13 protein-coding genes and 1 tRNA gene are annotated in these 14116 nt (G+C 70.9%); 3 read left to right on the top strand and 11 right to left on the bottom strand.

Going from position 1 to position 14116, the window contains the following annotated elements:
- Positions 1-46 precede the first annotated feature (46 nt).
- From ASF82_RS06250 to polA, 6 genes are all read right to left on the bottom strand, one after another.
- Complete coding sequence (locus ASF82_RS06250) at positions 47-316, bottom strand: HPr family phosphocarrier protein (protein ID WP_056054784.1); 270 nt, start codon at positions 314-316, stop codon at positions 47-49.
- 82 nt (positions 317-398) lie between these two features.
- Entirely contained in the window at positions 399-866 is a 468-nt protein-coding gene (locus ASF82_RS06245) for a PTS sugar transporter subunit IIA (RefSeq protein ID WP_235491174.1), read from the bottom strand.
- 2 nt (positions 867-868) lie between these two features.
- Positions 869-1177 (bottom strand): PTS lactose transporter subunit IIB, encoded by a 309-nt coding sequence (locus ASF82_RS06240; RefSeq protein ID WP_056054781.1) that lies wholly within the window; start codon positions 1175-1177, stop codon positions 869-871.
- A 58-nt stretch (positions 1178-1235) separates the two neighbouring features.
- Entirely contained in the window at positions 1236-2432 is a 1197-nt protein-coding gene (locus ASF82_RS06235; protein WP_056054777.1) for a PTS mannitol transporter subunit IICB, read from the bottom strand.
- A gap of 132 nt (positions 2433-2564) precedes the next feature.
- Positions 2565-3326 (bottom strand): DeoR/GlpR family DNA-binding transcription regulator, encoded by a 762-nt coding sequence (locus ASF82_RS06230; RefSeq protein WP_056054773.1) that lies wholly within the window; start codon positions 3324-3326, stop codon positions 2565-2567.
- 262 nt (positions 3327-3588) lie between these two features.
- Positions 3589-6264 (bottom strand): DNA polymerase I, encoded by a 2676-nt coding sequence (polA, locus tag ASF82_RS06225; protein WP_056054770.1) that lies wholly within the window; start codon positions 6262-6264, stop codon positions 3589-3591.
- Between the two features lie 278 nt (positions 6265-6542).
- Between polA and ASF82_RS06220 the strand changes: the two genes are divergently transcribed.
- Positions 6543-6893, top strand: a complete 351-nt coding sequence (locus ASF82_RS06220) for a PaaI family thioesterase (protein ID WP_082514462.1) — start codon at positions 6543-6545, stop codon at positions 6891-6893.
- Positions 6894-6965: 72 nt separating this feature from the next.
- Here the strand turns inward: ASF82_RS06220 and ASF82_RS06215 are convergent, their stop codons facing one another.
- Positions 6966-7571 (bottom strand): ANTAR domain-containing response regulator, encoded by a 606-nt coding sequence (locus ASF82_RS06215; protein WP_055797432.1) that lies wholly within the window; start codon positions 7569-7571, stop codon positions 6966-6968.
- Between the two features lie 39 nt (positions 7572-7610).
- Between ASF82_RS06215 and ASF82_RS06210 the strand changes: the two genes are divergently transcribed.
- Together ASF82_RS06210 and ASF82_RS06205 are read left to right on the top strand one after the other, a co-directional pair.
- A tRNA-Leu gene (locus tag ASF82_RS06210) sits at positions 7611-7693 on the top strand.
- A gap of 364 nt (positions 7694-8057) precedes the next feature.
- Complete coding sequence (locus ASF82_RS06205) at positions 8058-8261, top strand: cold-shock protein (RefSeq protein ID WP_056054766.1); 204 nt, start codon at positions 8058-8060, stop codon at positions 8259-8261.
- Between the two features lie 129 nt (positions 8262-8390).
- Here ASF82_RS06205 and ASF82_RS06200 read toward each other — a convergent pair whose 3' ends face one another.
- From ASF82_RS06200 to ASF82_RS16090, 4 genes are all read right to left on the bottom strand, one after another.
- Positions 8391-9071 (bottom strand): hypothetical protein, encoded by a 681-nt coding sequence (locus ASF82_RS06200; RefSeq protein ID WP_056054763.1) that lies wholly within the window; start codon positions 9069-9071, stop codon positions 8391-8393.
- A 141-nt stretch (positions 9072-9212) separates the two neighbouring features.
- Positions 9213-10676 carry a pyruvate kinase gene (pyk, locus tag ASF82_RS06195; protein ID WP_056054760.1) on the bottom strand — a complete coding sequence of 488 codons (1464 nt, stop codon included), beginning with the start codon at positions 10674-10676 and terminating at the stop codon, positions 9213-9215.
- A 77-nt stretch (positions 10677-10753) separates the two neighbouring features.
- Positions 10754-12211, bottom strand: a complete 1458-nt coding sequence (locus ASF82_RS06190; RefSeq protein ID WP_056054757.1) for a glutamate synthase subunit beta — start codon at positions 12209-12211, stop codon at positions 10754-10756.
- A partial coding sequence (locus tag ASF82_RS16090) for a glutamate synthase-related protein (RefSeq protein WP_235491173.1) occupies positions 12204-14116 on the bottom strand: 1913 nt, incomplete at its 5' end. The genes ASF82_RS06190 and ASF82_RS16090, both read right to left, overlap by 8 nt.

Below are 14116 nucleotides of genomic sequence, written 5' to 3'. Positions count from 1 at the left end.
GGGCGCCGACGACCGGGGTCGTCGGCGCCCTCCGGGGCGGGTGGCGCTACTCGGCGTCGAGGTCCGTCTCGAGCAGCCCGGCGAGCTCCTCGAGGGCGGCGTCGGCGTTCTCGCCCTCGGTCGCCAGCGTGACCTGCTCGCCGTGGCCGATGCCCAGCGAGAGCACGCCGAGGATGCTCGCGGCGTTGACGCTCTTGCCGGCCGCGGTCGTCAGCGTGACCTTGGCGCCGGTCTTGCCGGCGGCCTGGCTGAAGAGCGAGGCGGGGCGGGCGTGCAGCCCGACGCTCGAGGCGATGGTGACGGTACGTTCGGGCATTTCTTCTCCTTGGTCGCGACCGAGCCGGTCGGGTCGTCGGTCGGGTGGACGGCCGGGGCCGTCAGGGGTGGGGCGTCGTGGGTCAGTCGTCGTCGTCGTCGGTCGCGGCGAGGAGCTCGTAGACCTCGGCGGACGTCGTCGCCCCGCGGAGGGCGGCGGCCGAGTCGGGGTCCATCAGGATGCTCGCCAGCTGGCTGAGGATGGCGATGTGGCCGTTGCCCTTCGCGGCGATGCCGACCGCGACGCTGACCTCGTTGCCGTCCCAGTCGACCGGGGTCGGGAAGCGCAGGACAACGAGGGCGTCGGCCTTCACGCTGTCCTTGCCGGCGAGCGTGCCGTGCGGGATGGCCACGCCCTCGCCGACGTAGGTCGAGACGCTCTGCTCACGCTGGAACATCGCGTCGACGTAGCTCTCGTCGACGGCTCCGGCCTCGACGAGGGCCCGGCCGGTCGCCCGGATGGCTTCGTCGCGGTCGGCGGCGGTCTCGTCGAGGCGGATCGACGACTCCGCGAGGAGGGCCGTCAGGGCCGGGGCCTGTTCGTCGCTCACGCTCAGACCTCGACCGTCGAGCCGTCCTGGATCGCCTTGACGACCTTGGCGACGTTCGGGTCGCCCATGAAGAGCTGGAACGGCACGACGGGCACGTTCGGCACGACGCCGCGGGCGCGCTCGGCGAGGTTGTTCTGGGTCACGACGACGTCGGCGTCGGCCGGGATGCTGGCGACGGGCGAATGCTCGACGGTGACGCCGCTCTTCTTGAGCTGCTTCTTCAGCGTCGAGGCGAGCATGACGCTGCTGCCCATGCCGGCGTCGCACGCGACGATGAGCTTCTTGATCGAGGAACCGTCGAGGGTTGCCATGTCAGTCTCCTTGTTTCATCGGGGTGGGGGGTCGACCGAGGTCGACCCCCCGAGTCAATCAGTTGGACGCTGAGGGTGCGGCCGTGCCCTTGCTGGTCGCCTTGTTCGCGGCGGTGGCCGCCTGGGCATCGGCGAGGGCCTGTGCCGAGTCGTCCTCGGCGGCGGCTTCCCGCGCCTCCTTGCGGCCGAAGCCCATGAGGACGGAGGAGACGGCGAACGACACCGCGGCGGAGAGGAGGATGCCGACCAGGATCAGGGGGAAGTCCCCACGGGCAGCGACGCCGAAGTACGCGATGATGCTGCCCGGCGAGGCAGGCCCGACGAGACCGAGCCCGAAGAACGAGAACCACGCGATGCCGGTGGCGCCACCCGCGACGGCGGCGATGAGCAGGATCGGCTTCATGAGGATGTACGGGAAGTAGATCTCGTGGATGCCGCCGAAGAAGTGCACGATGATCGCGGCCGGTGCCGACGGGCGGATGGCGCGCGGGCCGAAGAACAGGAACGCGAGCAGGATGCCGAGGCCGGGGCCGGGGTTCGACTCGAGCATGAAGAGGATCGACTTGCCGTTGTCCGAGGACTGGATGACACCGAGGGGCGTCAGGAAGCCCTGGTTGATCGCGTTGTTGAGGAACAGCACCTTCGCCGGCTCGATGATGATCGACGCGAGCGGGAGGAGCCCGAGGTTCACGAGGAACTCGACCGCCTCTCCGAAGCGGTCCGTCAGCCAGGTGGTGATGGGGGCCAGGCCGAAGAACGCGGCGACCGCGACGGCGGCACCGATGATGCCGAGGGAGAAGTTGTTGACGAGCATCTCGAAGCCGGACTTGATGCGGCCGTCGACGAGCTTGTCGAACTGCTTGAGGATCCACGCCGCGAGCGGTCCGAGGATCATGGCCCCGAGGAACTGCGGGACGTCGGTGGCGGCGATGACACCCAGGACGGCGACGGCGCCGATGACCGCACCGCGCTGGCCGTGGATCATCCGTCCACCTGTGTAGGCGATCAGGATCGGCAGCAGGTAGTTGATCATCGGGCCGACGATGCCGCCGTACGGCTCGCCCGAGGAGTCGGTCCCGAAGCCACCGAGCTGGGCGACGGGCGTCCAGCCGGTCTCGATGAAGAGGGCCGTGATGAGGCCCCAGGCGATGAACGCGCCGATGTTCGGCATGATCATGCCGGAGAGGAAGCCTCCGAACCGCTGTACGCGGGCGCGCACACCGGTCCCGGTGACCGTGGGGGTGAATTCGGACATGGCTGTCAGTTCTCCTTCGTGCTCACTGCGGAGTGTCGATGGGGGTGCGGGTGGGGTGGTGCGGTGCTGCAGGGTGCCGTGGTGCGGTGGGGTGGGAGTCAGGGGGCGAGGCGACGGGACCAGCGGGGCGCGTCACACGATCACCACGCGGGGGCCGGAGCGCTCGACGTCGTCGGCGAGGTCCGCGTCGACCGCACCGTCGGTCACGACGGTGTCGACCTCGTTCAGGGGGGCCACCCTCGCGAAGTCCTCGCGTCCGAACTTGGAGTGGTCCGCGAGGACGACGGTGCGCCGGGAGGCGGCCATCAGGGCCTTCTTGACCCGCGCCTCCGCGATGTCCGGCGTGGTGAGGCCCCGCTCGGCCGAGATGCCGTTCGTGCCCATGAAGGCCACGTCGGCGAAGACCTCGGCGATCTGGGCCAGCGTCCACTCGCCGACGGCGGCGAGGGTCCTGGCCCGGACGAGCCCGCCGAGGAGGTGGAGCGTGATCGTCGGTCGGCCCACGAGGGCGTTCGCCACCGCGAGCGAGTGCGTGACGACGGTGAGCTCGCGGTCGTCCGGCAGGAGCTCGGCGAACCGCACGGTGGTGGTGCCGGCGTCGACGATGACGGAGCCCCCGTCGGGGAGCTCGTCGAGGGCGGCCCGTGCGATGCGCTCCTTCTCGACGGCCGCCGAGCCCACACGGTCGGCGACGGGGCGCTCGATGCCGAGCCGCTCGACGGCGATCGCTCCCCCGTGCACGCGGCGCAGGACGCCCCGCCGCTCGAGGGCCGTGAGGTCGCGACGCACGGTCTCCGGCGTGACGGAGAGCTCCCGGGCGAGGCCGGCGACCTCGACGCGGCCGCGCTGACGCGCCGTGTCGAGGATCTGCTGGTGACGCTCGGGTGCGTACATGGATCGGGACTCCGTTGTCGGACGTGCTGGCCCGTGAGGGGGTTTCGGGAAGGGGGCGCGATGGTGGGGCGCGGCCCCGCCGGTCGTGACCGGCGGAGTCATACAAGTCCGTTCGGGTCCGGAGGTCAAGCTCCCCGCGCGTGTCGTGTCCGATCGTGCCCGGTTCGGGGTACAGATCAGGTCCCCCACAGGGCCAGGGCCGTGGCTGCGCCCACGCCCAGCACGCAGGGGAGTCGCGGATCAGGCTCCGGAGGGCGTGACGTCAGTGCGCGGCCGCGTCCCAGCTCTCGCCGAGCCCGACGCTGACGTCGAGCGGGACCCGGAGCTCGGCCGCGCCGCTCATCCGGCGCTCCACGATGTCGCGGACGACGTCGACCTCGCCGGAGGCGACCTCGACGATGAGCTCGTCGTGGACCTGGAGCAGGACGCGCGACGCCATCTCCCGCTGGTCGAGCTCCGCCCGGACCCCGAGCATCGCGCGCTTCATGATGTCGGCCGCCGAGCCCTGGATCGGGGCGTTGAGCGCGGCGCGCTCGGCGTTCTCGCGGAGCACCCGGTTGGGCGACTTGAGGTCGGCGAACGGGCGGCGGCGGCCGAAGATCGTCTCGGTGTAGCCGTCCTCCCTGGCCTTCTCGACGACGTTGCGCAGGTACTCGCGGACCGCGCCGAAGCGCGCGAAGTAGTCGGTCATCAGCTGCTTCGCCTCGCCGCTCTCGATGCGCAGCTGCTTGGACAGGCCGAAGGCGCTGAGGCCGTAGGCGAGTCCGTACGACATCGCCTTGACCTTCGTGCGCATGAGGGGCGTGACGTCGGCGGGCTCGACGTGGAAGATCCGCGCCCCGACGAAGCGGTGCAGGTCCTCCCCCGCCGCGAAGGCCTCGATGAGCCCCTCGTCGCCGGAGAGGTGCGCCATGATCCGCATCTCGATCTGCGAGTAGTCGGCCGTCAGCAGGGTCTCGTACTCGGGCCCGTGGACGAAGGTCGACCGGATCTCCCGGCCCACGGCGGCCTTGACCGGGATGTTCTGGAGGTTCGGGTCGACGGACGAGATGCGCCCTGTCGTCGTGCCCGTCTGGTCGTAGGTCGTGTGGATGCGGCCGTCGTCGGCGATGGACTTCTCGAGGGTGTCGATGATCTGCCGGAGCTTCGTCACGTCGCGGTGCTGCAGGAGGAGCCCGAGGAACGGGTGCGGGTGCTTCTCCTGCAGGTCGGCCAGTGAGGCGGCGTCGGTCGAGAAGCCCGTCTTGGTGGCTCGGGTGCGGGGCATCTCCAGCTGCTCGAAGAGCACCTCCTGCAGCTGCTTGGGCGACCCGAGGTTGACCTCGCGTCCGATCTCCGCGAAGGCCGCCGCGGCGAACTCGCCGGCGCTCTCGGCGAGGCGGCTCGAGAGGGCGACGAGCGCGTCGCGGTCCGCCGCGACCCCCGTCAGCTCCATGTCGCCGAGGACGGGCACGAGCGGCAGCTCGAGATCGATGAGGACGGACCGCGACCCCTCGTCGAGCGCCTCCGTGAGGGACTCGGAGAGGCGGAGCGTGTACCAGGCCTCCGTCGCGACGCTGACCTGCTCGTCGGCCGGGACGAGCTGGTTCGGGTCGGCGACGGGGAGCGTCTCGCCCAGCTGCTCGTAGACGAGGTCGGTCAGGGCGAAGGACGTGCGGCCGGGCCGGAGCAGCCACGCGGCGACGCGCGTGTCGCCGACGATGCCGGTGAGGCGGAGGCCCGCCCGGGAGAGCGCCTTGTAGGCGCGCTTCGAGTCGTGCAGGACCTTCGGCGACGCGTCGTCGAGCCAGGCCTCGAGGGCCACGTAGTCGCCGCGGCCCGTGGCCCACGGGACGTACGCGGATTCGTCGTGCGACGAGATGCCCAGGCCGACCACGCCGTCGGCGCCGTACTCGACGGCGAGGCCGACGGGCGAGGACGGGTCGGCGGCGTTCTTCCGCAGCCAGTGAGCCAGCTCTTCGTCGACCAGCGTGCGCACCACGGGCAGGCCCGCCGGCGCGGCGACGACCGTGCCCTCGGCGGAGCCGTCGGGACGGGCCGGCCCCTCGCCCTCGCTGAGCTTGAGCACGCGCTCGAGCAGCGTGCGGAACTGGAGCTTGTCGAAGAGCTCGCGGACGGCCTCGTCGTCCACCGGGCGGCGTTCGAGGTCGGCGGGGCCCACGGGCAGCTCGACGTCGGTGACCAGGCGGTTCAGGCGGCGGTTGCGGATCGCGCGCTCCTTCTGCTCGCGGAGCTTCCCGCCGACGACGCCCTTGATCTCGTCGGCGTGCGCGATGACCTCGTCGAGGCTGCCGTACTGGGTGATCCACTTGACGGCGGTCTTCTCGCCGACCTTGTCGACGCCGATGAGGTTGTCGCTGGTCTCGCCGACGAGGGCCGCGACCTCCGGGTACTGGTGGGGCTCGATGCCGTACCGCTCGAAGACCTTGTCGCGGTCGTAGCGGGTCAGCTCGCTGACGCCGCGCGCCGACGGGTAGAGGAGGGTGACGTCGTCGTTGACCATCTGGATGGCGTCGCGGTCACCGGAGACCACGAGGACGCGGTAGCCGTCGCCGCGACCGCGCACGGCGAGGGTGGCGAGGATGTCGTCGGCCTCGAAGTCCTCCTTCGTGATGGTCGTGATGCCCATCGCGTGGAGGGCCTCCTGCAGGAGGGGGATCTGCCCCACGAACTCGACCGGGGTCTCCGACCGCGTGCCCTTGTACTCGGGGTACTCGCGGGTGCGGAACGAGAAGCGGGAGATGTCGAACGCGACCGCGAGGTGGGTGGGCTTCTCCGCCTTGAGCAGGCTCAGCAGCATCGAGATGAAGCCGTGGATGGCGTTGGTGTGCTGGCCCTCCCGGTTCACGAAGCTGTCGACGGGCAGGGCGTAGAACGCCCGGAACGCCAGGGAATGACCGTCGATGACCAGGAGGGTAGGCTTCGTTTCGTCCGACACCCCGTCAGCCTAGCGGCCGGGTCCGACAGGCTCCCCGGTCGTCCGGGCCGCGCCTCCGGGCCGCGCCTCCGGGTCCGTGCCTCCGAGTCCGTGAGCACGTGCTCCGCCGGGGCCGACCCCCGATCGACCGGAGCCCCGTGACCGACGCGACCCCCGCCTCCCCCCGTCCTGCCGCGCCCGCCTCCGACGCCGACCGCACCGTGTCCTCCGAGGCGGTGCTCAGCGACGAGGCCGTCGAGCTGTTCCGTCGCCGGGGCGTCGGCGCCCTGGCCGAGAAGATGGGGATCGAGATCCTCGAGATGAGCGCGGAGCGGGCCGTCGGGCGGATGCCGGTCGCCGGAAACACGCAGCCGGTGGGGATCCTGCACGGCGGGGCGCACGTCGTGCTGGCGGAGACCCTCGGCTCCGTGGCCGCGAACGTGCACGCGGGAGCGGGGCGCCTCGCGATGGGGATCGAGCTCAACGCCAGCCACAGCCGATCGGCCGCGACGGGCTGGGTGACCGGCACGTGCACGGCGGTCCACCTCGGGCGCACGCTGACGACGCACCAGGTGGTCATGACCGACGACGACGGGCGGCTGCTCTCGACCGTCCGCATCACGAACTACCTCACCGACTCCCGCGGCTGAGTTCGACGCCCCGGGACGACAAAGGGCCCGCCCCGTGGGGGCGGGCCCTTCGTCGAGGGAAGCCGGGTGGAGCTACTTCTTCGCGCTGAGCTGCTCGATGATGGCCTGCGCCACGTCGTGCATGGTCAGACGGCGGTCCATCGAGGCCTTCTGGATCCAGCGGAAGGCCTCCGGCTCGGTGAGGCCCATCTTCTCGTTGAGGAGGCCCTTGGCCCGGTCGACGAGCTTGCGGGTCTCGAAGCGCTCGACCAGGTCGGCGACCTCGGCCTCGAGGGTGATGATCTGCGTGTAGCGCGAGAGGGCGATCTCGATCGCGGGCAGCAGGTCGTTGGGGGTGAAGGGCTTGACGACGTAGGCCAGCGCTCCGGCCTCGCTCGCCCGCTCGACGAGCTCCTTCTGGCTGAAGGCCGTCAGGAGGACCACGGGGGCGATGTGGTTCTTGCTGAGCGTCTCGGCGGCGGAGATGCCGTCGAGCTTGGGCATCTTGACGTCCATGATGACGAGGTCCGGGCGGAGCTCCGTGGCGAGGGCGACGGCCGTCTCGCCGTCTCCGGCCTCGCCGACCACCTCGAATCCGTTGTCGCGGAGGATCTCGACGATGTCGAGCCGGATGAGGGACTCATCTTCGGCCACGACGACGCGACGGGGTGCTGCTGAGGTTGCTTCCTGGTCACTCACGAAGCAGAGCCTACGGTATTCTCGACCCGGTCGTCGTGAGCCGGATTGGCGGAATGGCAGACGCGGGGCACTCAAAATGCTCTGTCCGAGAGGGCGTGCGGGTTCGACCCCCGCATCCGGCACCGTCGCGACCAGGCCGCACCGAGTCGTCCTCGTGACCTCGGCGGCCCGCCTCCGCCCCCCTGGGCCGGGCGTGTCCTGCGCTCCTGGCCGTGGTTCGTTCACTGTCCGGTGAGCGACGCGCACTGTCCGAGTCGGTCCCGTCCACGACTTTGTCGGCCGAGTTGGTGTTCTCGGGGGTCTCGTGCACTACGCTGGAGTGACTGGTTGTTGTGTTACGCATTTGTATCTCGCGACGTGCCGGGGCGAGCTCCTCTCGAGGGGCACGGTCTGGCTGCGGCGTTCTCAGAGGGAGCGGACAAAAAGGCACCGCGACGAGCGATCCCGAAGTCGGGATCGACAACTCTGATTGAAGGAACAAGAAAAATGGCTACAGGTACCGTTAAGTGGTTCAACTCCGAAAAGGGCTTCGGCTTCATCACCCCCGACGACGGATCCACTGACGTCTTCGCGCACTTCTCCGCGATCGCCGGCGACGGCTACCGCAACCTGGAGGAGAACCAGAAGGTCGAGTTCGAGACCGCTCAGGGCAACAAGGGCCTCCAGGCCGAGAACATCCGCGTCATCTGACTCGGCGGCGTCCACTGAGACGCCGACAGCCGACGACCTGGTCGTCAGCGACACGAAGCCCCGATCTGCTCCGGCAGGTCGGGGCTTCTTGCATGCCCTCGGCCGCTCGGGGCCAGACGGGCCGCGGCCTCAGGGGGCAGGGAGCCCGAGGAGGCGCGCGACCGGCTCGTAGTCGGCCTCCGCTGATCGGAGGTCGGCCTCGGCCTGGCGGATGCGTGCCGTGGCGTCCGCGGGATCAGTGTCGGCGTCGTCCACCGCGGAGCCGGGACGTGCACCGCTGAGCAGTGCCTCGCGGGCGTCGCGGTACCTCATGACCAGAGCCGACCAGAGGGCGAGCTCGTCGCCGGTCGCGTCGTCGGGGGCGGCCGCCGCGACGTCGTCGGGGACCTCGACCGCCGCCACCCCGGCGCCGCATCCTTGTCCGTCGCTCGTCGACACGCTCCCCGCGTCCCCCGTGCTCGTCGACGAGGCTGCCGCGCCAGCCCCTGCGTCGACGACGAGTCGGCGGACGCCCACAGCGAGGACTCCCCCGACCAGGGCCCCCGATGCGCCCGTCGCCGCGAGGCCGACCAGGGAGGTCACCTGCCACGCCGCCACCGCGACCACGACGATCGCCCCCGCTCCGACCACGGCCCCGGACGGGCCCCAGCGCTCACGTCGGCGCGTGCCCCGTGGAGGACGGCGCGCCACCGAGAGCGACCTCGACAAGGCGTCCCGGGCCTCGACCACGGAGACGTCGCTCCACGTGGGCACGACGAACAGCCGCCCGTCGAGGCGGAAGCACCGGGGGTGACCGGGAGGGACGGGCATGGGCGGAGACTACGCCCGTCGACTGCGGGGCCCGGCGGAGGAGAGGAACACCTCGTCGGCGATCGACCTCGTCGACCGCCCCCCTGACGACCGTGAGGCCGGGCCCTCTCGGACCCGGCCTCACAGTCGGTGCGGTGCCGCCTAGGAGACGGGCGGCGGTGTCTTGGCCGCGTAGGCCGGAGCCGCCTCGCCGTGGGCGTCGCCCACTCGGTGCACCCGGAGGTCGTTCGTCGAGCCGGCGATCCCGGGAGGTGACCCGGCGATCACGATGACCTTGTCGCCGGCGGCGCAGAGGTCGTTGCCCAGCAGGATGTCGTCCACCTGGTCGAACATCGCATCGGTGTGGGTGACGTTCTCGACGAGGAACGAGCGCACGCCCCAGCTGAGGGCCATGCGACGGCGCGTCGCCTCGTTGGGCGAGAAGGCCAGGATCGGGATGGGGTGGCGGAGGCGCGACATGCGTCGCACGGAGTCGCCCGACTCGGTGAAGACGCAGAGGAACTTCGCCTCGACGAACTCGGCGACGTCGGCGGCGGCCAGGGTGATGGCCCCGCCCTGGGTCCGCGGGCGGGTGCCGAGCGGCTGGATGCGCTCGAGACCGTGCTCCTCCGTCGAGGCGACGATCCGGGCCATGGTCTGCACCGTGATGACGGGGTACTCCCCCACGCTCGTCTCACCGCTCAGCATGACGGCGTCGGCGCCGTCGAGCACGGCGTTCGCGACGTCGGACGTCTCCGCCCGCGTCGGGATCGGGCTGGAGATCATCGACTCGAGCATCTGCGTGGCGACGATGACGGGCTTGGCCATGCGGCGTGACAGCTCGACCGCGTGCTTCTGCACGATCGGGACGGCCTCGAGGGGCAGCTCGACGCCGAGGTCGCCGCGGGCGACCATGATGCCGTCGAAGGCCTCGATGATGGCCTCGAGGTTGTCGACCGCCTGGGGCTTCTCGATCTTGGCGATGACGGGGACGCGTCGCTCCTCCTCCGCCATGATCTCGTGCACGCGGGTGACGTCGTCGGCGTCGCGGACGAACGAGAGCGCGATGTAGTCGGCGCCGAGGCGGAGGCCCCAGCGGAGGTCCGCCTCGTCCTTCTCGGAGAGGGCCGGCACGTTCACCGCGACGCCGGGCAGGTTGATGCCCTTGTTGTTCGACACGGTGCCGGCCACGACGACCTCGGTCGTCACGACCGTGCCGTCGGTCTCGAGGACGCGCAGCTTGACGCGGCCGTCGTCAATGAGCAGCGGATCGCCGGGGGCGACGTCCTGCGGGAGGCCCTTGAAGGTCGTGCCGCAGAGCTCCTTCGTGCCGAGGACGTCCTCCACGGTGATCTTGAAGACGTCGCCGACGGCGAGGTCGTGGGGGCCGTCGGCGAACTTGCCGAGGCGGATCTTGGGGCCCTGGAGGTCGACCAGGACGGCGACGGGCCGCCCCGCGTCGTCGGCGGCCTGGCGGACGTTGCCGTACACGGCCTCGTGGACGTCGTAGCTGCCGTGGCTGAGGTTCATCCGCGCGACGTCGACACCTGCGTCGATGATCGCTCGGATGTTCTCGTAGCTCGACGTCGCCGGCCCGAGGGTGGCGACGATCTTTGCGCGTCTCATGGGTTCCTTACTGGTGGGGTGAGGGTGGTGGGACGATCCGGCCCGTGCCACCACCCTATTCCCGCTGGTGGACGGACTCAGACCGAGAGGGAGCGATCCGTCGGCTTCACGGGGAACGGCAGGACGGTCGTGCCCTCCAGGTAGGCGTCGACGGCGGAGGCGGTGGCCCGGCCCTCGGCGATGGCCCAGACGATCAGCGACTGGCCACGACCGGCGTCGCCCGTCACGAAGACGCCCGGCTGGGTCGTCTGGTAGCGGGCGTCGCGCTCGAGGACGCCGCGGCCGTCGAAGGGCAGCCGCAGCTGCGCCTCGAGCTCGTCGCGCTCCGGGCCCGTGAAGCCGAGTGCGAGCAGCACCAGGTCGGCCGGGATCTCCCGCTCCGTGCCCGCGCGGGGCACGCGACGACCGTCCACGTACTCGGTCTCCGCGACGCGGATGGCGCGGACCTCGCCGACCTCGTTGCGCAGGAACTCCACGGTGGAGGCGAGGTACATGCGCTCACCGCCCTCCTCGTGCGCGCTGGCCACCTCGAACAGGGTCGGGAACATGGGCCACGGCTGGGCCTCGGGGCGCTCCTCCGGGGGCTGCTGGCCGATCGCGAGGTTCGTCACGGAGAGGGCGCCCTGGCGGTGCGCCGTGCCGATGCAGTCGGCGCCCGTGTCGCCGCCGCCGAGGACGACGACGTGCTTGCCCTCGGCCGTGATCTGGTCGCTCACCGTGTCGCCGGCCCCGGCCTTGTTCTGCTGGACCAGGTACTCCATGGCGAAGTGGATGCCCGAGAGGTCGCGACCCGGGATGGGCAGGTCGCGCGGGACCGTCGCCCCGGTGGCGACCACGACGGCGTCGTAGCGCGCGCGCAGGTCGTCCCAGGTGATGTCGCGACCGATCTCGACGCCGGCGCGGAAGCGGGTGCCCTCGGCGGTCATCTGAGCGAGCCGCTGCTCGATCTGCTTCTTCTCCATCTTGAAGTCGGGGATGCCGTAGCGGAGCAGGCCGCCGATCCGGTCCTCGCGCTCGTAGACGGCCACGGTGTGCCCCGCGCGGGTTAGCTGCTGGGCGGCGGCGAGGCCCGCGGGCCCGGAGCCGACCACGGCGACGGTCTTGCCGGTGAGGCGCTCCGGGGGGTGCGGAGTCACCCAGCCCGACTGGAACGCCTGGTCGATGATGCTGACCTCGACCTGCTTGATGGTCACGGGCGGCTGGTTGATGCCGAGCACGCACGACGACTCGCAGGGCGCCGGGCAGAGCCGGCCGGTGAACTCGGGGAAGTTGTTCGTGGCGTGCAGGCGCTCGACGGCCTGACGGCCCTCGCCGCGCCACATCAGGTCGTTCCACTCCGGGATCAGGTTGCCGAGCGGGCAGCCCTGGTGGCAGAACGGCACGCCGCAGTCCATGCAGCGGCCGGCCTGGCGACGGAGCTCGCCGCTCTCCTGCTGTTCGTAGACCTCTTTCCAGTCCATCAGCCGCACGGACACGGGACGACGCTTCGGGAGCTCGCGCTTCTGGGTCTTGAGGAACCCCTTCGGATCAGCCACCGGTCACCTCCAGGATTCTCTTCCAGGTCTCGTCGCCATCGGGGTCGAGACCCTCGTCGACGGCCGTCTGCCGGGTGGCGAGGACGGCGGCGTAGTCGCGGGGCAGCACCTTGACGAACTCGGAGACGGCCGTCTCGAGGTCCGCGAGCATGCGCTCCGCGACCGGGGAGCCCGTCTCGGCGAGGTGCCGGGCAAGCAGGTCGGAGAGGATCTCGACGTCGGCGCTGCCGAGGTCGTGGAGCTGGAGCTCGCCCGAGGCGAGCGACTCCGTGTTGACCCTCTCCGGGCGGAGCCGGTGCACGTAGGCCGTGCCGCCCGACATCCCCGCCCCGAGGTTCCGGCCCGTGTCGCCGAGGATGACGGCGAGGCCGCCGGTCATGTACTCGAGCGCGTGGTCCCCCACGCCCTCGACCACGGCGCTGGCGCCGGAGTTGCGGACCAGGAAGCGCTCACCCACGATCCCGCGGATGAACATGCTGCCCCGGGTCGCCCCGTAGCCGATCACGTTGCCGGCGATCACGTTCTCCTCCGCGACGAACGTGCTCGCGCGGTCGGGACGGACGACGATCGACCCGCCGGAGAGCCCCTTGCCGACGTAGTCGTTGCTGTCGCCCTCGAGGCGGAGCGTGATGCCGGAGGGGAGGAACGCTCCGAGGGACTGGCCGGCCGACCCGGTCAGCGTCACCTCGATGCTCCCCTCGGGCAGCCCGTTCTCGCCGTGCCGGACGGTGACCTCGTGGCCGAGCATGGTGCCCACGGCGCGCTCGGTGTTGCGGATGGGGAGGTCGATCTCGACGTGGCCGCCGTTCTCGAGCACGTCGGCGCTCCTCGCGATGAGGGCCACGTCGAAGTGCTGGTCCAGCTCGTGCTCCTGGCCCCGCAGGTTGCGGCGGGGCTCGTCGTCGTCGAAGGTCGGGCCGACGAGGACGGGGGCGAGGTCGAGGCCCGACGCCTTCCAGTGGTCGACGGCGCGGTCGACGTCGAGGACGTCGTTGCGGCCGATGGCCTCGTCAAGGCTCCGCAACCCGAGCGACGCGAGGATCTCGCGGACCTCCTGCGCCAGGAACTCGAAGAAGTTCACGACGAACTCCGGCTTGCCGGAGAAGCGGGCCCGGAGCTCGGGGTTCTGGGTCGCGACGCCGACCGGGCAGGTGTCGAGGTGGCACACGCGCATCATGATGCAGCCCTCGACGATCAGCGGCGCCGTCGCGAACCCGAACTCCTCCCCGCCGAGGAGCGCGGCGATGACCACGTCGCGGCCGGTCTTCATCTGGCCGTCGACCTGCACGACCACGCGGTCGCGCATGCCGTTCAGCATGAGCGTCTGCTGGGTCTCGGCGAGGCCGATCTCCCACGGGGTGCCCGCGTGCTTGAGCGAGTTGAGGGGGCTGGCGCCCGTCCCGCCGTCGTGGCCCGAGACGAGCACGACGTCGGCCAGGGCCTTCGTGACGCCCGCCGCGACGGCTCCGATGCCGGACTGGCTCACCAGCTTGACGTGGACGCGCGCCGCCGGGTTGGCCCGCTTGACGTCGAAGATCAGCTGCTTGAGGTCTTCGATGGAGTAGATGTCGTGGTGCGGCGGCGGCGAGATGAGGCCGACGCCGGGGGTCGCGTGGCGGGTACGGGCGACCCACGGGTAGACCTTCGTCGGCGGGAGCTGGCCGCCCTCGCCGGGCTTCGCGCCCTGGGCCATCTTGAGCTGGATGTCGGTCGCGTGCGTCAGGTACATGCTCGTGACGCCGAAGCGGCCCGAGGCGACCTGCTTCACCGCGCTGCGCCGCTCGGGGTCGAGCAGCCGCTCGACGTCCTCGCCGCCCTCGCCGGTGTTCGACTTGCCGCCGAGGCGGTTCATCGCGATGGCGAGGGTCTCGTGCGCCTCCTTCGAGATGGAGCCGTAGCTCATCG

The organism is Frigoribacterium sp. Leaf164 (assembly GCF_001423665.1).
Lineage (GTDB): Bacteria > Actinomycetota > Actinomycetes > Actinomycetales > Microbacteriaceae > Frigoribacterium > Frigoribacterium endophyticum.
This window is presented reverse-complemented; position numbering and strand designations above follow the sequence as displayed.